General features: G+C 40.8%; 18 protein-coding genes. 12 read left to right on the top strand and 6 right to left on the bottom strand.

Features of this window, described 5'->3' with window-relative positions; translation table 11 throughout:
• Window positions 1–9 precede the first annotated feature (9 nt).
• From B3394_RS04440 to B3394_RS04410, 7 genes are all read left to right on the top strand, one after another.
• Window positions 10–186 (top strand): DUF5522 domain-containing protein, encoded by a 177-nt coding sequence (locus tag B3394_RS04440; RefSeq protein WP_177729925.1) that lies wholly within the window; start codon window positions 10–12, stop codon window positions 184–186.
• 127 nt (window positions 187–313) lie between these two features.
• The gene (locus B3394_RS04435; RefSeq protein ID WP_273244103.1) at window positions 314–2,299 is read left to right on the top strand and encodes a urocanate hydratase; all 1,986 of its coding nucleotides are present in this window, start codon (window positions 314–316) and stop codon (window positions 2,297–2,299) included.
• A 22-nt stretch (window positions 2,300–2,321) separates the two neighbouring features.
• A complete protein-coding gene (locus B3394_RS04430) occupies window positions 2,322–2,855 on the top strand; it encodes a DUF4136 domain-containing protein (RefSeq protein ID WP_273244104.1) in 534 nt (177 codons plus the stop codon).
• A gap of 60 nt (window positions 2,856–2,915) precedes the next feature.
• Window positions 2,916–3,293: a group III truncated hemoglobin gene (locus B3394_RS04425; protein ID WP_286913591.1), complete on the top strand. Its 378-nt coding sequence runs from the start codon at window positions 2,916–2,918 to the stop codon at window positions 3,291–3,293.
• 76 nt (window positions 3,294–3,369) lie between these two features.
• Window positions 3,370–5,130, top strand: coding sequence for an aromatic amino acid hydroxylase (locus tag B3394_RS04420; protein WP_286913426.1), 1,761 nt, complete (start codon window positions 3,370–3,372; stop codon window positions 5,128–5,130).
• Between the two features lie 68 nt (window positions 5,131–5,198).
• Complete coding sequence (locus tag B3394_RS04415; protein ID WP_177729930.1) at window positions 5,199–5,507, top strand: rhodanese-like domain-containing protein; 309 nt, start codon at window positions 5,199–5,201, stop codon at window positions 5,505–5,507.
• Between the two features lie 112 nt (window positions 5,508–5,619).
• The gene (locus B3394_RS04410; RefSeq protein WP_286913423.1) at window positions 5,620–6,342 is read left to right on the top strand and encodes a suppressor of fused domain protein; all 723 of its coding nucleotides are present in this window, start codon (window positions 5,620–5,622) and stop codon (window positions 6,340–6,342) included.
• Window positions 6,343–6,374: 32 nt separating this feature from the next.
• On the opposite strand, the gene B3394_RS04405 is transcribed toward B3394_RS04410, so the two are convergent.
• The 4 genes from B3394_RS04405 to alaS form a co-directional block, all read right to left on the bottom strand.
• On the bottom strand, window positions 6,375–7,022 hold the full coding sequence (locus B3394_RS04405) for a DUF4230 domain-containing protein (RefSeq protein ID WP_286913590.1): 648 nt from the start codon (window positions 7,020–7,022) through the stop codon (window positions 6,375–6,377).
• A gap of 40 nt (window positions 7,023–7,062) precedes the next feature.
• Window positions 7,063–8,022 carry a GSCFA domain-containing protein gene (locus B3394_RS04400; RefSeq protein ID WP_286913415.1) on the bottom strand — a complete coding sequence of 320 codons (960 nt, stop codon included), beginning with the start codon at window positions 8,020–8,022 and terminating at the stop codon, window positions 7,063–7,065.
• Between the two features lie 164 nt (window positions 8,023–8,186).
• Window positions 8,187–8,939, bottom strand: coding sequence for a hypothetical protein (locus tag B3394_RS04395; RefSeq protein ID WP_177729933.1), 753 nt, complete (start codon window positions 8,937–8,939; stop codon window positions 8,187–8,189).
• Between the two features lie 100 nt (window positions 8,940–9,039).
• Window positions 9,040–11,667, bottom strand: coding sequence for an alanine--tRNA ligase (alaS, locus tag B3394_RS04390; protein WP_273244112.1), 2,628 nt, complete (start codon window positions 11,665–11,667; stop codon window positions 9,040–9,042).
• A 267-nt stretch (window positions 11,668–11,934) separates the two neighbouring features.
• On the opposite strand from alaS, the gene B3394_RS04385 reads away from it, so the two are divergent.
• From B3394_RS04385 to B3394_RS04365, 5 genes are all read left to right on the top strand, one after another.
• Window positions 11,935–12,912, top strand: a complete 978-nt coding sequence (locus B3394_RS04385) for a M23 family metallopeptidase (protein ID WP_177729935.1) — start codon at window positions 11,935–11,937, stop codon at window positions 12,910–12,912.
• Complete coding sequence (locus B3394_RS04380; protein ID WP_177729936.1) at window positions 12,912–13,241, top strand: MerR family transcriptional regulator; 330 nt, start codon at window positions 12,912–12,914, stop codon at window positions 13,239–13,241. The genes B3394_RS04385 and B3394_RS04380 overlap by 1 nt, the downstream gene beginning before the upstream one ends.
• 163 nt (window positions 13,242–13,404) lie before the next feature.
• On the top strand, window positions 13,405–13,995 hold the full coding sequence (locus B3394_RS04375; protein ID WP_177729937.1) for a LemA family protein: 591 nt from the start codon (window positions 13,405–13,407) through the stop codon (window positions 13,993–13,995).
• A gap of 3 nt (window positions 13,996–13,998) precedes the next feature.
• Window positions 13,999–14,436 (top strand): TPM domain-containing protein, encoded by a 438-nt coding sequence (locus B3394_RS04370; protein ID WP_177729938.1) that lies wholly within the window; start codon window positions 13,999–14,001, stop codon window positions 14,434–14,436.
• On the top strand, window positions 14,437–15,246 hold the full coding sequence (locus B3394_RS04365; RefSeq protein WP_177729939.1) for a TPM domain-containing protein: 810 nt from the start codon (window positions 14,437–14,439) through the stop codon (window positions 15,244–15,246). It abuts the gene before it with no gap.
• 211 nt (window positions 15,247–15,457) lie between these two features.
• On the opposite strand, the gene B3394_RS04360 is transcribed toward B3394_RS04365, so the two are convergent.
• Window positions 15,458–16,084 (bottom strand): DUF6705 family protein, encoded by a 627-nt coding sequence (locus B3394_RS04360; RefSeq protein ID WP_286913409.1) that lies wholly within the window; start codon window positions 16,082–16,084, stop codon window positions 15,458–15,460.
• Between the two features lie 13 nt (window positions 16,085–16,097).
• Window positions 16,098–17,044: hypothetical protein (locus tag B3394_RS04355; RefSeq protein WP_286913407.1), on the bottom strand; the 947-nt coding region annotated here is incomplete at its 5' end.

Raw genomic sequence — 17,044 nt, 5'->3', positions numbered from 1 at the left:
TTTGTCCGTATGGACAACCAAAATACTAAAAATAAATTAATCCCTGGAGAAGACTATTATCTCACCCCGGAAGGTTACAAGGTTTTTACCGAACAATTCCACTTAAAAAGAGGATATTGCTGTAAAAACGGCTGCCGTCACTGTCCATACGGCTACAATAAAAACACCGGAACGATACGCAAATAGAAATGGACGTCCTTTTATTAAAATACAGAATCAAAATCCATAAATCCTATCACAGGTCAGATATTCGTTATCCTTAGCGAGGCAACGCTTCAATTTATTTATTTTTCAATTCTAAGCAGTAACAATCATGACTTTTCAAGAACAAATTTTAGAAGGGATTCCTTCCGTTTTACCACAGGCTAAACCATACGAGAGCACTATTAACCACGCTCCCAAACGTAAAGAAATATTAAGTGACGAAGAAAAAAAGCTGGCTTTAAAAAATGCCCTGCGCTACTTCGAACCAAAACATCACGCAGAATTAATTAAAGAATTTTCGGAAGAATTAGAAACATACGGCCGTATTTACATGTACCGTTTGCGTCCTGATTACCGGATGTATGCCCGCCCTATTTCGGAATATCCGGGAAAATCGGAGCAGGCAAAAGCCATCATGCTGATGATCCAGAACAACCTGGATTATGCTGTGGCACAACATCCGCACGAATTAATCACCTATGGCGGAAACGGAGCCGTTTTCAGCAACTGGGCACAATACCGCCTGACGATGAAATATCTGGCAGAAATGACCGAAGAACAAACGCTGGTGATGTATTCCGGACATCCGATGGGATTATTCCCTTCCCACAAAGAAGCACCGCGAGTGGTTGTCACTAACGGGATGATGATCCCTAATTACTCCAAACCGGACGACTGGGAAAAATTCAACGCTTTAGGCGTAACCCAATACGGGCAAATGACAGCCGGCAGCTATATGTATATCGGTCCGCAGGGAATTGTACACGGAACCACCATTACCGTATTGAATGCCGGTAGAAAAATTGCCAAAAACGGAGAAGATCTGGCAGGAAAACTGTTTGTAACCTCCGGATTGGGAGGCATGAGCGGTGCGCAGCCAAAAGCCGGTAATATCGCCGGATGCATTACCGTTTGTGCCGAAGTAAACCCGAAAATAACACATATCCGCCACAGTCAGGGCTGGATTAACGAAGTTATCGAAGACATTGATGCTTTGGTAGCCCGTGTTCGCATAGCAAAAGAAAATAAAGAAGTGGTTTCCATTGCCTATCTGGGCAACGTTGTAGACGTTTGGGAACGTTTCCATGACGAAAACATATATATCGACCTGGGATCCGACCAGACATCCTTACACAACCCCTGGGCAGGTGGTTATTATCCGGCCGGGATTTCGTTTGAAGAAGCAAACGACATGATGGCAAACAATCCGGAATTATTCAAAGAAAAAGTTCAGGAAACATTACGCAGACATGCCGCAGCAATTAACAAACACACCGCAAAAGGAACCTATTTCTTTGACTACGGTAACGCCTTCCTGCTGGAAAGCTCCAGAGCCGGTGCCGATGTTATGGCGCCAAACGGTATTGACTTTAAATACCCGAGCTATGTTCAGGACATTATGGGACCAATGTGTTTCGATTATGGATTCGGGCCTTTCCGCTGGGTTTGTACCTCCGGAAAACCGGAAGATCTGGCCAAAACAGATGCGATTGCCTGCGAGGTTTTAGAAGAAATCATGAAAACCGCCCCGGCAGAAATACAACAGCAAATGGCCGACAATATCCGCTGGATCAAAGGCGCTCAGGAAAACAAACTGGTCGTAGGATCACAGGCACGTATCCTGTATGCCGATGCAGAAGGAAGAGCCAAAATAGCAGAAGCCTTCAACCAGGCAATTGCCAAAGGCGAAATAGGCTATGTTGTTTTAGGACGTGACCACCATGATGTATCCGGTACCGATTCTCCTTATCGTGAAACCTCAAACATCTATGACGGTTCCCGTTTCACTGCCGATATGGCTATCCATAACGTGATCGGAGACAGCTTCCGTGGCGCTACCTGGGTTTCCATTCACAACGGTGGCGGCGTTGGCTGGGGAGAAGTGATAAACGGTGGTTTTGGTATGGTTCTTGATGGTACTAAAGAAGCTTCAAGACGCTTGGAATCAATGCTTTTCTGGGACGTCAACAATGGAATTGCCAGAAGAAGCTGGGCACGTAATGAAGGAGCCGTTTTTGCAATTAAAAGAGCAATGGAAACGCAGCCTTTACTAAAAGTGACAATTCCGAATATCGTAGATGACACCTTACTTTAGTTAAATATAAAACCTATTAATTATGAAAGCTATAAAAATCCTTCCGATACTACTGCTCTTCGTTATCAGCTCCTGCAGCTCCGTAAGAGTAGCTTCCGATTTTGATAACCGAACCGACTTTAGTCAATACAAAACATACGCTTTTCATAAGGACGGAATTGACAAAGTTGAAATTTCCGATTTAGATAAAAAACGCATCCTTCGCGCCATAGACAATCAGCTCTCGGCAAAAGGATTCAGCAAAAGTGACCAGCCGGAACTTCTGGTAAATATTTTTACCAAATCCAGAGAACAGGTCAGCGTAAACCAATTTAACGCCGGATGGGGTTATGGTGGTGGCTGGGGCTGGGGATACGGCTGGGGCCCTACTTACAGCTCCGTGAGTACCACCACCGAAGGTACGCTGTATATCGACATCATCGATGCCCGTAAAAATGAATTGATCTGGCAGGGAACCGGAACCGGAGTACTGACTCAGAACCGTGAAAAAAAAGAGGAACGCATCAATGAATTCGTTACGAAAATCCTGATGCAGTTTCCGCCACAAAAAAAATAAATTACCGGCTTATCATAAGCACTACAAGCCTACCTTTGCGTAGGCTTTTTTTATTCAAACATCATGAAAGACATTAGCACACTGGAAGACATCAAAAAGCTGGTGGACACCTTTTACCAAAAAGTACAGCAGGATACTTTGATCGGCCCTGTTTTCAATGAAAAAATACAGGATCGCTGGCCGGAACATCTGGCAAAAATGTATCAGTTCTGGGAAACCGTACTGCTGGACAACCACACTTATTCCGGCAGGCCTTTTCCGCCGCATGCCTTTTTACCGGTAGGCAGCAACCATTTTAACCGCTGGATACAACTCTTTACCGGAACAACCGATGCTTTATTTACCGGACCTGTTGCAGACAAAGCCAAGCAAAGAGCTGCTAAAATGGCAGAAATGTTCCATCATAAAATAGAATACATTAAAAATAACCAAATATAACCGCCGATTTGAAATTCCAATTGCTAACTCCCTAAAGATTTCGTAATTTTACAGCAAACAGCAACAATAAAGAATCATGAATGCATCGTTTGAAACGAATCCGTTACTAGAAAGATTACCGAAACACTTAAAGCAGTTTATCAAACCGCAGGATTATGACGAATATACTCCGATTAATCAGGCTGTATGGCGCTATGTGATGCGTAAAAATGTGGATTATTTAGGAAAAGTAGCCCACAGTTCTTATCTGGACGGCTTACGCCAAACAGGGATTTCCATCGAGAGCATCCCCAACATGTACGGAATGAACCGTATCCTTAAAGAAATAGGCTGGGCAGCAGTAGCTGTTGACGGATTTATTCCGCCAAATGCCTTTATGGAATTTCAGGCTTATAACGTATTGGTTATTGCCTCCGACATCCGTCAGTTAGAACATATAGAATATACCCCGGCACCGGATATCATCCACGAAGGAGCCGGACATGCACCCATTATCGCCAATCCGGAATATGCAGAATACCTGCGCCGTTTTGGAGAAATAGGCTCTAAAGCCATTTCCTCTGCAAGAGATTACGAAATGTATGAAGCCATTCGTCTGCTTTCCATTTTAAAAGAAGCCGAAGGTACTCCTCAGGATGAAATTGAAGCTGCCGAAAAACGTGTTGACGAACTGCAAAACGATATGGGCGAATTATCGGAAATGGCACAGATCCGGAACCTGCACTGGTGGACAGTGGAATACGGTTTGATCGGAACTGTTGAAAACCCTAAAATTTACGGCGCCGGACTTTTATCCTCTATCGGGGAAAGCGCCTGGTGTATGACCGATAATGTAAAGAAAATCCCGTATGATATCTCTGCAGCCAACCAAAGTTTCGACATTACAAAACCGCAGCCGCAACTGTATGTAACACCCGATTTTGCACTTTTGAGCCTTGTACTGGAAGAGTTTGCGAACAAAATGGCCTTGCGTACCGGCGGATTATCCGGAATCCGGAAATTGATCCATTCCAAAGCATTGGGAACGGTAGAACTAAGCACCGGTATTCAGATTTCAGGAGTGTTTACCAACGTCATCGAACACGAAGGAAAACCGGTTTATATCCAGACAACCGGCCAAACGGCACTTTCCTATAGAGAAAAAGAATTAGTAGGCCACAGCACCGCTTATCATGCCGAAGGTTTCGGAAGCCCGATCGGAAAATTAAAAGGCATCAATCTTGCTATTGAGGACATGAGTCCGAGAGACTTAAGAGCGTATGCTATTTTTGAAGGAGAAACCGTTACCCTGGAATTTGAAGGAGACATTACCGTTTCCGGGGAAATCATTACCGGTTCCCGTAATTTACAGGGCAAAATCATCACCATCAGCTTTAAAAACTGTACCGTAACCCATAAAGACACTGTTTTATTCCAGCCGGAATGGGGCATTTATGATATGGCTGTCGGAAAAGAAGCGATTTCCGCTTTTTCAGGACCGGCCGATGTGCGCAGCTTTGACCTGATCACACATGTTCCGACCTCAAAAACCATTAAGGCGCAAAAAACACCGGAAAGAATTAAACTGGAAGAGTTGTACCATAGCGTAAGAGCCATTCGCGACAACAATGCTCCGGATACCTTACAATCAGTATTTGAAACGTTAAAAGCCGATCATCCAAAAGACTGGCTGTTAGCGGTAGAAATTGCCGAACTGGCTCATAAAAACAACAATCACGCTTTGGAAACGGCTGTTGTTTCCTATCTGCAACAACTAAAAACGATACGTCCGGAAGTTGCCCATTTAATATCCGGCGGACTGGAGCTTATTTTCGAAAGCGAAAGCGTAAACAAATAATACAAATCAGTAACAATTGTTACAACCATATTTTAGCAAGTCCCATACCTTTGATAAAAATTAAAGTTATGGGACTTTTAGATATATTAGGTTTTGGAAACAAATCGGAAAACATTAAAGCGTTTATTGCCAAAGGAGCAATTATCATCGATGTGAGAACTCCCGGTGAATTTGCCGAAGGACATATTACAAACGCTAAAAACATTCCGCTCAATGCTATTGCCGGCAAAATCCAGGATATCAAAAAGCTGGGCAAACCGGTCATTACCTGCTGCCATTCCGGAATGCGGAGCGCACAGGCTGCCACTATCCTAAAACAGCACGGCATTGAAGCCCTGAACGGTGGCGGCTGGAGCAGTCTGAACAGCAAACTGTAACAGCATTGCTACTACAAAAAACATCCGGACAGCCTTATTTTAACACGAATCTTTTTTTCATTTTCTGTTACTTTTCTTATATTGTTGGCTATAATTTTTAAAACACCAACTCATGAACCAGGAACAAGATTATGATGCAAAAGGCAATCCTATTTACCGGCATACCCAGGAAAGTGACGATTCCGGAGTGGCCAGCAGCTGTCGCTATTTAGACGAAATCACAGCACATTTAGAAAACCATATCGGGGATGTTCACCTGATTTTTCACGAAATAATTTCCGAATTTGTTCATATAGATGTTCTTTGGATCAAACCTACAGCGGATTATCCTTACAATGTACTGGTTACTTCCGGGATGAGCGACAAACCGATGCATCTTCCGGATGGAATTGAAGGAAAAGAAAACTGGCAGTATGGCGAATTAATGGTTATTCTTCCGGCTGACTGGAAAATCAGTGATGAAGATTTTGAGGATGACAAAAATTACTGGCCGGTTCATTTTTTAAAACTGATTGCCCGCTTACCGCATCAATACAACACCTGGGTTGGCTACGGACATACAATTCCGAACGGAGAAGAGGCCTATCCTTTTGCCGAAAACACTCGTTTAGGATGCATGATGGTACTTCCGCCTTATGTTAGCTTTAATGAGGAGTTTTTACAATTTAAGGCCGAAGACGGCAACCTGATTAACTTTTATGCCCTGGTACCTTTGTATAAAGAAGAAATGGAATACAAAATGACTGAAGGTGCCGATGCCTTACTGGATTTATTTGACGAATACAACATTGACGAAGTCATTACGTTAGACCGTCCGAATGTATGCTTATCATAAAAAAACAAACCCGCATAAAGCGGGTTTTGTTTTTATAATTTAAGCTGCTCTCCTATCGCCTGTTCGTTATCCAGAACCCGGTTTTCATATTCCAGTTTCCAACCCATCGAATTGGTCAGGATCAATAGTTTCGAAAGCTCACTGATCAGGCGGTTTTTAGCATTCGTTTTTAATGCTGATTTTTCAATTTTCTGAGCCAGATCGGCTTTTACTTTTTTATTAATCTTGTTATAATCATCGCCTGTAAACGGATTCATACGGCTTTGATCTACATCATAAAACTGAATATCGGGACTGATTTTTATTTCTTCTTTCGGAATATTCAGAATGGTAATTGTTTTATTTTTTTCGTCTATATCATATTTTATCTGCCGTAAATCATAGGCTACCGTAACATCGGCATTGATGATAATCAGCGCTTTCTTTTCAAATGTCAGCAAATCCATCAGGTATTTCTGCTGGTCTTTATAGGTCATTACCTGCGCATAATGTCCTTCGGTCACCACCAGTTTCCCCACATTCCTGATTTGCTGCTGGATCAGATCGGTATTGTATTCCGTAGTGGTTGTTGCTTTTTCGGAAGTCACAAACTTATAAATCACAAACCCGATGATTACAAAAATCAGCAGGTAGATTATTTTTCCGGAACGCGCCAGTGCCTGCACTACCGGAACCAGCATGTTTTTGATACTCGTTTCGTCCGATGTTTTCCTTGCCATATTAAAAAGTGATATTGGGATATTGTACTGCTAATGTAGCAATCTTTAGCTGTAGATTTTTTAAAAACTTTGCATGTTGTTCCGAATCGGGATTAAAAGAGCGGTGTGCCAGTCCTTTCCGGATGCTTTCCACCTCATCCATTACAGGATAAGCGGTTTCGGCAATCCTGCTTTCGGAAAAACGCTTCCAGATATATTCTATCGCTACCGCATTGGGATGGATCATATCCTCTGCATAAAAGCGATAATCGCGTAGTTCGTCCATCATGATCTCATAACTCGGGAAATAGTCTATAAAAACAGCTTCTTCCGAAAATTCGGCTATGGTCTGGTGAATCGCAGTGATCAGATTCGCTTTACTCCATTGGTTTTCCGTAAAACCATCTTTAATATGGCGCACCGGCGACACGGTAAAAATGAGCTGCGCCTCCGGATTCAGCCGGTGAATTTTCGAGATAATACCGGCAAGACTTTCTTTTATAGCCGGAATACCCAATAATTCTTTATTAAATTGCTTTTGCGGGACTTTATGACAATTCGCCACTATTTTACCATCTTCTGTTTTTCGATACACCCAGGCCGTTCCCAGAGTGATTATAACGTGGGTTGCTGCCGCTATTTTATCATGCGCTGTTGCGGCAATAGCATTCAGGTTCTGAAGCAGCACTTCCCGATCGGTTTCACTCAAATCGGAATGCCCGTCGAATGTATGCCACTGTTCGTTATGAAAAAAGACATCTTCCGCTGTAAATTCTTTCCTGAAAACAGCAACGTCAATCAGTTTTTCAATGGCCAGTGGATGAAACAGTATTCCAAACGGATTGCAGTAATGCTGAAACTTAAAATAGTCGAGTTTCTCACTCATATTGACCGCAAAACAGGAACCCAAAGACACTACTCCGGAAGTATAATCTATTGGATTTTTACTTTTTAAAACAGGTATTTGGGTTCTGAACTGCATGATCCGTTTGTTTTTACAAACTTAGGGATTTTATTATTTGAAGAATGTCCCGCTTTAAATAAAAAACCCAAAGCAAAATTACTTTGGGTTGTTATAACATAGCATGTTTTACTACTCTTTACAAATTCATTCTTAACTGAACAAAAACCGTTTTCAGACTGGTTTTATTCGTAGAAATACTGATAATTCGTTACGGTACTGTTATACGTTTCCTTTTGCGTTTTCGCAAAACCATCCGGATAATAGGTATATTCATTCTGAATACTATTAACTCCATCTGTACGGACTGCAGAAACCAGATTTCTGTTACATCCTTTTAGCGACAAGCTTTTAAAGAATATTTTATCAAAACCACGAATCCCTTTTGTTGGTTTATTCCCGTTATCATAGCTATAATTCCAGCTAAATGAAGGTGTCCCGTCAAGATGACTATACTCCTGCAAACTAACCACTTCTCCATTTAGAAAAGTCATTTTTTCTCTTCTGATTGTTTGTGCAGAATAAGGAAGCTCACTTGTAACCGTTCCATCGTTATTGTAAATATAACTCGTTTCCTGTGTAGCATTTACATCATACGAATAATTAACTTTCTTAATAAGCTTGTTATCGGTATTATACAGATAGCTTTCTGTACTGTTAGGAGATCCATCAGGATTAAAAAACTCGACTTTCTTTATCAAATCCCCTTCATACGAATATTTGTCAACAGAACCATCTGTTGCCGTAATTTTATCAAGCTTACTCCCATTATAAGTATAGTTAAATGTGATGCTTTGCCCGTTATTATATGTTGCGATAACCTTTTTTAACAATACTGTTTGTTGTGGTGTTTCTGGCGTTGATTCACTTGTTGATTCGCTTGTACAAGATGCGAGCACCAACAAACAGGTAAGTGCTCCGGCAATAATTTTCTTCATAATTCAGTGGATTAATTTTCCCACAAAAAAAACAATTATTTCTTAAATAAAAAACCCAAAGCAAAATTACTTTGGGTTCTCTATCTTATTTAGGTTCTGTCTATTTTACATAGTCAATTGCTTTTTCCAAAGCTTCGTTGATTCCTCCCGGATTTTTACCACCGGCAGTTGCAAAGAACGGCTGTCCGCCGCCGCCGCCCTGGATATATTTTCCAAGTTCGCGAACCACTAAACCGGCATTCAATCCTTTTTCGGCAACCAGTTCTTTAGAAATATAACAGGTCAGCATCGGCTTCCCTTCTTCGGCTGTAGCCAATAGAAGGAACAGATTTGTTCCGATGTTCCCCAATTCATAAGCCAGGTCTTTTGCTCCGTTCGGATCCAGGTCAACCTGTTTTGCCAAGAATTTCACTCCATTGATTTCCTGTATTTCGGAAATTAGTTCTCCTTTTAAGTTTTTCGCTTTTTCTTTTAACAAAGCTTCAACCTGTTTTTTCAGTTTGGCATTTTCATCCTGTAAAGAAACCACCGCTTTAATTGTATCCTGCGGATTCTTCAACTTTTCTTTGATCTCTTTCAGCGTATTTTCCTGTGAAGCATAGAACGCTTTTACAGCATCGTTTGTAATCGCTTCAATACGTCTGATTCCTGCAGCAACAGCGCCTTCACTGGTAATTTTAAACTGCCAGATATCTGCCGTATTCTTCACGTGGATTCCACCGCACAACTCCATACTGTCGCCAAATTTAATCGCACGAACATTATCGCCGTATTTTTCACCGAACAAAGCCATAGCACCTTCCTCAATTGCCTGCGCAAAAGGAATGTTTCTTCTTTCAATTAACGGCAGTTGCTCCTGAATTCTTGCATTTACAAAATCTTCAACCTGTTTCAATTCCTCATCGGTTACTTTTGCAAAGTGTGAAAAGTCAAAACGCAAATAATTTGGCGCTACCAACGATCCATTTTGCTCCACATGTGTTCCCAATATAGAACGCAATGCCTGGTGCAACAAGTGTGTTGCCGAGTGATTACTTGCCGAATGTAAGCGCAAATCGTTGTTTACTTTCGCTACAAAGGTAGCGTTCACATTTTCCGGTAGTGTGGTCGCAAAATGTAAAATCAGGTTGTTTTCTTTTTTAGTATCCACGATCTCAATCGTTTCGTTTGCCGACACCAAAACACCTTTATCACCAACCTGTCCTCCTCCTTCCGGATAGAACGGGGTGTTATCTAACACTAACTGGTATAATTTACCATCTTTTTTACTGTCTACTTTACGGAAACGGGTGATTTTCACGTCATTTTCCGTTTGGTCATATCCAACAAATGTTTCAATATTACCTTCTACTAATATAGTCCAGTCGTCTGTTGAAACTTCTGAAGCGGCACGGGAACGTGTTTTTTGCTCCAGCATGGCTGCATCAAATCCGGCCTCGTCAAGATTATAACCTCTTTCTCTTAAAATCAAGGCTGTTAAATCGATCGGGAAACCAAAAGTATCGTATAATTCAAATGCTTTTGCTCCGGAAACGATGATTCCTTCCGTTCCTGCAATTACATTTTCCAATAATTGCAATCCCAGATCCAACTTTTTCAGGAAAGAAGCTTCTTCTTCTTTAATCACATTGGTAACCAATCCTTTTTGAGAGGTGATTTCCGGAAAGAAAGCCCCCATCTGGTCGCTTAATACCGCTACCAGTTCGTAAATGAACGGTTCTTTTTTGTTCAGGAAAGTAAAGGCATAACGAATCGCACGACGTAAAATACGGCGAATCACATAACCGGCTCCGTTATTGGACGGCAATTGTCCGTCAGCAATTGCAAACGCTACCGCACGTACGTGATCGGCAATAACACGAATCGCGATATTAACTTTCTCTTCTTCCTCGTCTTTAGCTTTAATTGTATATTTTCCACCGGTAAGGCTTTCAATTTTTTGGATAAGCGGCGTAAAAACATCCGTATCATAATTGGATTTCACGTTCTGCAATACCATACACAAACGTTCAAATCCCATTCCGGTATCCACGTGCTGTGCCGGTAATTTTTCTAAGGATCCGTCCGCTTTACGGTTGAATTCCATGAATACGTTGTTCCAGATTTCCACTACCTGCGGGTGATCGGCATTTACCAGGTCTTTACCGGGAACCAATGCTTTTTCTTCCGCCGAACGGATATCGACGTGAATTTCCGTACACGGTCCGCATGGTCCCTGATCTCCCATTTCCCAGAAGTTATCTTTCTTATTTCCCAATAAGATCCTGTCTTCTGCAATTAAGGTTTTCCAGATATCATACGCTTCCTGGTCGAAAGGCACGTTTTCTTCTTTACTGCCTTCAAAAACGGTAACATACAAGATGTCTTTATCGATTTTGTAAACTTCTGTCAGTAATTCCCAAGCCCAGTTAATCGCTTCTTTTTTAAAGTAATCTCCAAAACTCCAGTTCCCTAACATCTCAAACATGGTGTGGTGGTATGTATCGATACCCACCTCTTCCAGGTCATTGTGCTTGCCGGATACACGCAGACATTTTTGCGTATCGGCTATACGGGCGCTTTTTGGTGTTCCGTTTCCAAGAAAAAACTCTTTAAACTGAGCCATTCCGGAATTGTTAAACATCAAAGTAGGATCGTCTTTTAAAACGATAGGAGCCGAAGGCACAATCAAGTGTCCTTTGCTTTGAAAAAAGTCGAGAAACTGTTTTCTGACGTCTTGTGATTTCATATACTGCATTTATTATTGATGCGAATTGCTTTTCGCCCGTATTTTATTAATTTATTTACAACCGTTAAATAAGGCTTTTCCATGCCGGGCATCCTCGTTATCATGAACTTACACTTAACATACCCTACCCTAACTACCAATAAATAAGCTAAATGTTTCCCTACAAAAAAACAATTTAATGAAACATTTATTAAATTTGTTCGTCTAACCTTACAAAAGGTTGCCATTTAACTTTTTATAAGGTGCAAAAATAGCATATTTTAGAAAATGTCGAAGGTAAAATATTATTACGATTCTGAAAAATTAGCCTATCAGAAAATAAAACCTAAAAAAGGACGTCGTTTAGGGTATGCAGGACTGTTTATTGTTTCCGCTGCTTTATTCGGTTTTTTGTGTTTTATTGTCCTGATCAATACGCCGTTTTTTGAAACACCAAAGGACAAGTTACAGGCAAGGGAAATAGAAAATTTAAAGATTAATTATTCCATTCTAAATAAAAAAATGGACCAGCTGGACGAGGTTTTAAGTGATCTGGAAGAACGTGACAACAATTTGTATCGTGTTTATTTTAACAGCTCGCCGATACCCGACGAACAACGCAGAGCCGGTTTTGGCGGAATTAACCGCTATAAGGCACTGGAAGGTTTTAACAATTCGGAACTGGTCCTGAATACGACCAAACGGGTAGATGTTATTACCAAACAATTGGTAATTCAGTCCCGTTCACTGGATGAAATATTAAAACTGGCCAAAGACAAGGAAAAGTTATTATCGGCTATTCCTGCCATACAGCCGGTTAAAAATGAAGATTTAAAGCATATGGCTTCCGGTTTCGGATACCGAAGCGACCCGTTTACAAAAGTGCGTAAGTTTCACGCCGGAATGGATTTTTCCGCTAAAACCGGCACGCCTATTTTTGCTACCGGTGACGGCGTGGTAAAAAGAGCAGACAATTCGTTATCCGGTTACGGAAATCATATTGAAGTAACCCACGGCTATGGCTATGAAACACTGTATGCCCATTTAAGCAAATACAATGTACGGCCGGGGCAGCGCGTTAAAAGAGGGGATATTATAGGCTATGTGGGTAGTACCGGACGTTCGGAAGCTCCCCATTTACACTATGAGGTTCACAAAAACGGTGAAGTGGTCAATCCGTTAAATTTCTATTACGGTTCGATATCTGCCAAAGAATATGTTTTAATTTCACAATTAGCTAATCAAGAAAATCAATCGCTCGACTAATGCATTTAGACTTACCTGAAAAAAGATATTACAGTATAGGCGAACTTGCCAAGGCATTTGATGTGAATGCGTCGCTAATTCGTTTTTGGGATAAAGAATTCGATATTCTGAAACCCAAAAAGAACGCTAAAGGCAACCGGATGTTTACCCCGGAAGACGTTAAAAACCTGCAATTAATTTACCATCTGGTTAAAGAAAGAGGGTTTACACTGGAAGGCGCTAAAATCCATTTAAAGGAAGGGCAGAAAAAAACACTCGATAAATTCGAAATCATTCGTAAATTAGAAGCAATCAAAGTGCAGCTCGGTAATATGAAAAATGAGTTGTAGTTGGGGGAAGGTAATAAGCAAGGGGCAATGAGTAAAAGGCAAGAGGCAATGGGCAAAGGGTAATGGGCAAAGGGTAATGGGCAAATGAGGTAGTGACTTCATCTGCCGGAACAAATAAAAAATAATCACTTAAAACAATAAAAAACTTTAAACTTAGAGAAATATGAAAAAATGGTTAATTCCCGTAGGTATAATTGTTGTAATCATCGTTATTCTATACAGCTGGGCAAAAGGTATCAATAACACTGCTGTAACTCTGGATGAGACTTCCAAAGAAGCATGGGGTAATGTACAGACTTCTTACCAAAGAAGAAACGACCTTATCGGCAACCTTGTTAACACAGTAAAAGGTGCTGCCGATTTCGAAAAAAGCACATTGGAAGCAGTGATCAAAGCACGTTCGGAAGCTACGAAAACAACCATTGATCCTTCCAACATTACACCGGAACAATTAGCAGAGTTCAACAAAGCGCAAAGCGGTGTTTCTTCGGCTTTATCCCGTTTACTGGTAACTGTAGAGCAGTATCCTGATTTAAAAGCAAACCAAAACTTCCTGAAATTACAGGACGAATTAGCCAGCACTGAAAATCAGATCCTAACGGCAAGAACCCGTTTTAACGAATCGGTTAAAGCGTATAACAGCCATATCAAAACATTCCCTAACAGCATTTTTGCCGGGATATTCGGCTTTAAGGAAAAAGCTTATTTCAATGCTGTTGAAGGTGCAGAGAAACCTGTTGAAGTAAAATTCTAACACATGTCTGTAACCGAAGATTTTCTAACCGCCGATGAGGAGAATGCCATTGTAAATGCCATTCAGCTTGCAGAATTAAACACTTCCGGCGAGATTAGGGTTCATATCGAAAATCATACTGAAAAACCTCCGCTCGAAAGGGCTCAGGAGGTTTTTTATACTTTAGGCATGGATCAGACAAAAGCCCGTAACGGTGTATTGTTTTATGTGGGAGTATCCGATCATACTTTTGCTATCATTGGGGATGAAGGCATTCACAATATGGTGGAAGAAGACTTTTGGAACTGCACCAAAGACATTGTAATTGAACATTTCAAAAACAAACGATACAAAGAAGGTCTTGTGGATGGTATCATAAGAGCCGGAGAACGTTTGAAAAAATATTTTCCTTTTGAAAGTGACGATACCAATGAATTATCGAACGAAATATCCAAAGGATAAATGACACATTTTATTTCAAAAATCATCAGAAACCTGTTGCTGCCGGTACTTTTTTTACTGCTGCAGCCGGTTGCTGCACAATTTAATATCCCGGAAAAACCGAGTTTACAAACGAGTGTTTACGATTATGCGAACATGCTGCGTCCGCAGGAAAAGCAAAGTCTGGAAGAAAAACTCGTTCGGTATTCGGATTCTACTTCCACACAAATCGTTGTGGTTACGATTGCTTCCCTGCAGGGAGAGGACATCGGTATCCTGACGCCAAAATGGGCACAGCAATGGGGCATCGGACAGGCGAAGGAAGACAATGGTGTTTTTATCCTGCTGGCTCAAAAGGAGCGCCGTATCTGGATTTCTCCGGGTTATGGCGTAGAAGACCGCTTAACAGCCGGTATAGTGGGTGAAATCACGCGTAATGTTATTATTCCGGAGTTTAAAGCCGGTAGTTATTACAACGGTTTAGACAAAGGAACAGATACCATCATTGAGGTACTGAAAGGAAAATATAAAGGTACCCGCAAACCGGATCAGTCGAACAGCGGTATCGGTGGTATTTTCTTTTTTATTTTCGTTGTCATCATCATCATTATCATTATTGCCCGTAGTAAAAACAATCGTGGCGGTGGTGGAAACGGCGGCTTTAACGGCGGACCAAGCATCCTGGACATGATTATCCTGAGCAGTATGGGTCGCGGCGGTGGCGGCGGTTTTGGAGGAGGAAGCTCCGGTGGCGGTTTTGGCGGCGGTGGATTCGGTGGCGGCTTCGGCGGTGGCGGATTTAGCGGCGGCGGTGCCGGCGGAAGTTGGTAAAATAATATTAAAATCGGGGCAATTGCCCCGATTTTGTTTTTATAACCTATCCGATTTTGTATAATCGCTTCAAAAGAGATTGTTCTGTGAGGCTGTAGCATTACCGCTTCCTGTCAGGCAATCCTACTTTTAACTTCTTGACGCCATTCACAACATAATATTTATACTCATTCCTGCCCTTAAATAATTGCTATATAGATTCCCATCGTTACTAATTCACTTTAGTCAATATTATATCGGTTGGAATTGTGAATGTACTCGGTTCATCTGCCCCCCGCATTCCCATAGGTAAAGTTACTTTCCATTTTGCTGTAAGTGGATTAGAATTCGCATTTATTGTAAATACAAGATTACCTTCTATCCCCATTTGATAATTAGGGTGTAATGGCCCAGCAACATCAAATATTGTTCCTGTCATCTTATAATTCTCCAATGCTTTTCCAGCAGCAATAATTGTTGGCCATGGTGTCGAAGAGCTACCTATATTAATTTGTGAGGTATATAAAACAGTTTCATTAGGTTGTCCGTAATTTTGAATCATTTTGTAATGGCCACTTAATTCATCATGAAACATTTTTTTTGTAGTACTTGTTGCCGGATATTCAACTTTCGTTTTCTTCCATAGCTGTAATACAAAAGTTTGATTACCATTTTGATAAATCCATGTACCTATAAATGGGGTAAAATAATTATTTACATCTTTATAATAATATGTGAATAAATTCCCTTCTTTATTATTAGGATTATAATATTGTTTTAACTCTACTATCTTCTCTTGCTGTGCATGACAAAATTGTAAAGCAAACAACAATACAAATAATTTTAATATCTTTTTCATAATATATTATTTTTTAATCTGTACATGGTTTATTTTTCACGACTCCTTTAGAATCAACCTCCAGTTTTTCTAAGGTTGTAAAATCTGCATTTATTTCAAATAATGATATTCCTAAATTTGCCTCTTTTATAAAATTCAAAAATGCTTTTTTATCGTCATTAGGATTACTATTTACTTTTATACTTCCTTCTTCAATTTCATAGTACTTATCTTTTATCATCTTCATTTTCATCAGTCTTTTTGTATCAACAACGGTTCCTACTGGTTGATCAAATGGATAATAATGAAATTCTTTTAGACAAGAGACACAATCTATAGTCATTGCATATCGCGTACCATCAGCTGTAAATACATAAAAAACAAATTCATTAGCATCAATATGATTATTTTGCACTAATCTACTAATTGTAGCAATATCATTCCAAGAAAAAACAGAATATGTGCCATTGCCATCGGGACCATAAGCATCATGAGTATGTGCCAGCATTTCATATTTATATGCCGGGTTTATATCAATATTAATAATTCCTGCAGTTCCTGATGGTATGTTTTGAATTGGATTTACAGAAGTCGCTGTAGCACTCTTATCTATAAAAATACCGTTTTCATGATTTTCCGAGGTAGTCCCTGCCAAGTTTATTAATTTCTGTTTTAATTCCGGAAATTTTGCCAATTGCTTATTGATTTTTTTACAATTAGAAAGTACTTCTTCTTCCTCTTCCAACACCGGCACCGTTGTAAAATCAGGACAACGCGGACAAGGATTTGAGGGCGTCAGTACATCATCATTTCCGGGTTCGCCATCACCGCCACCACCTCCGGTACCGCCCATACCGTCACCACCGGAGTATTGTCCGGCGCCGGCACCAAAACTGCCGCCTCCGGCTACCATATCGCAGGTCGTGGTGGTTACCTCAAACAAGTGGTTCGGGTTGTTACAATACTGAGTCGCCACATGCG

This window comes from Flavobacterium sp. UBA4197 (genome assembly GCF_002379575.1).
Classification (GTDB): domain Bacteria; phylum Bacteroidota; class Bacteroidia; order Flavobacteriales; family Flavobacteriaceae; genus Flavobacterium; species Flavobacterium inviolabile.
This window is presented reverse-complemented; position numbering and strand designations above follow the sequence as displayed.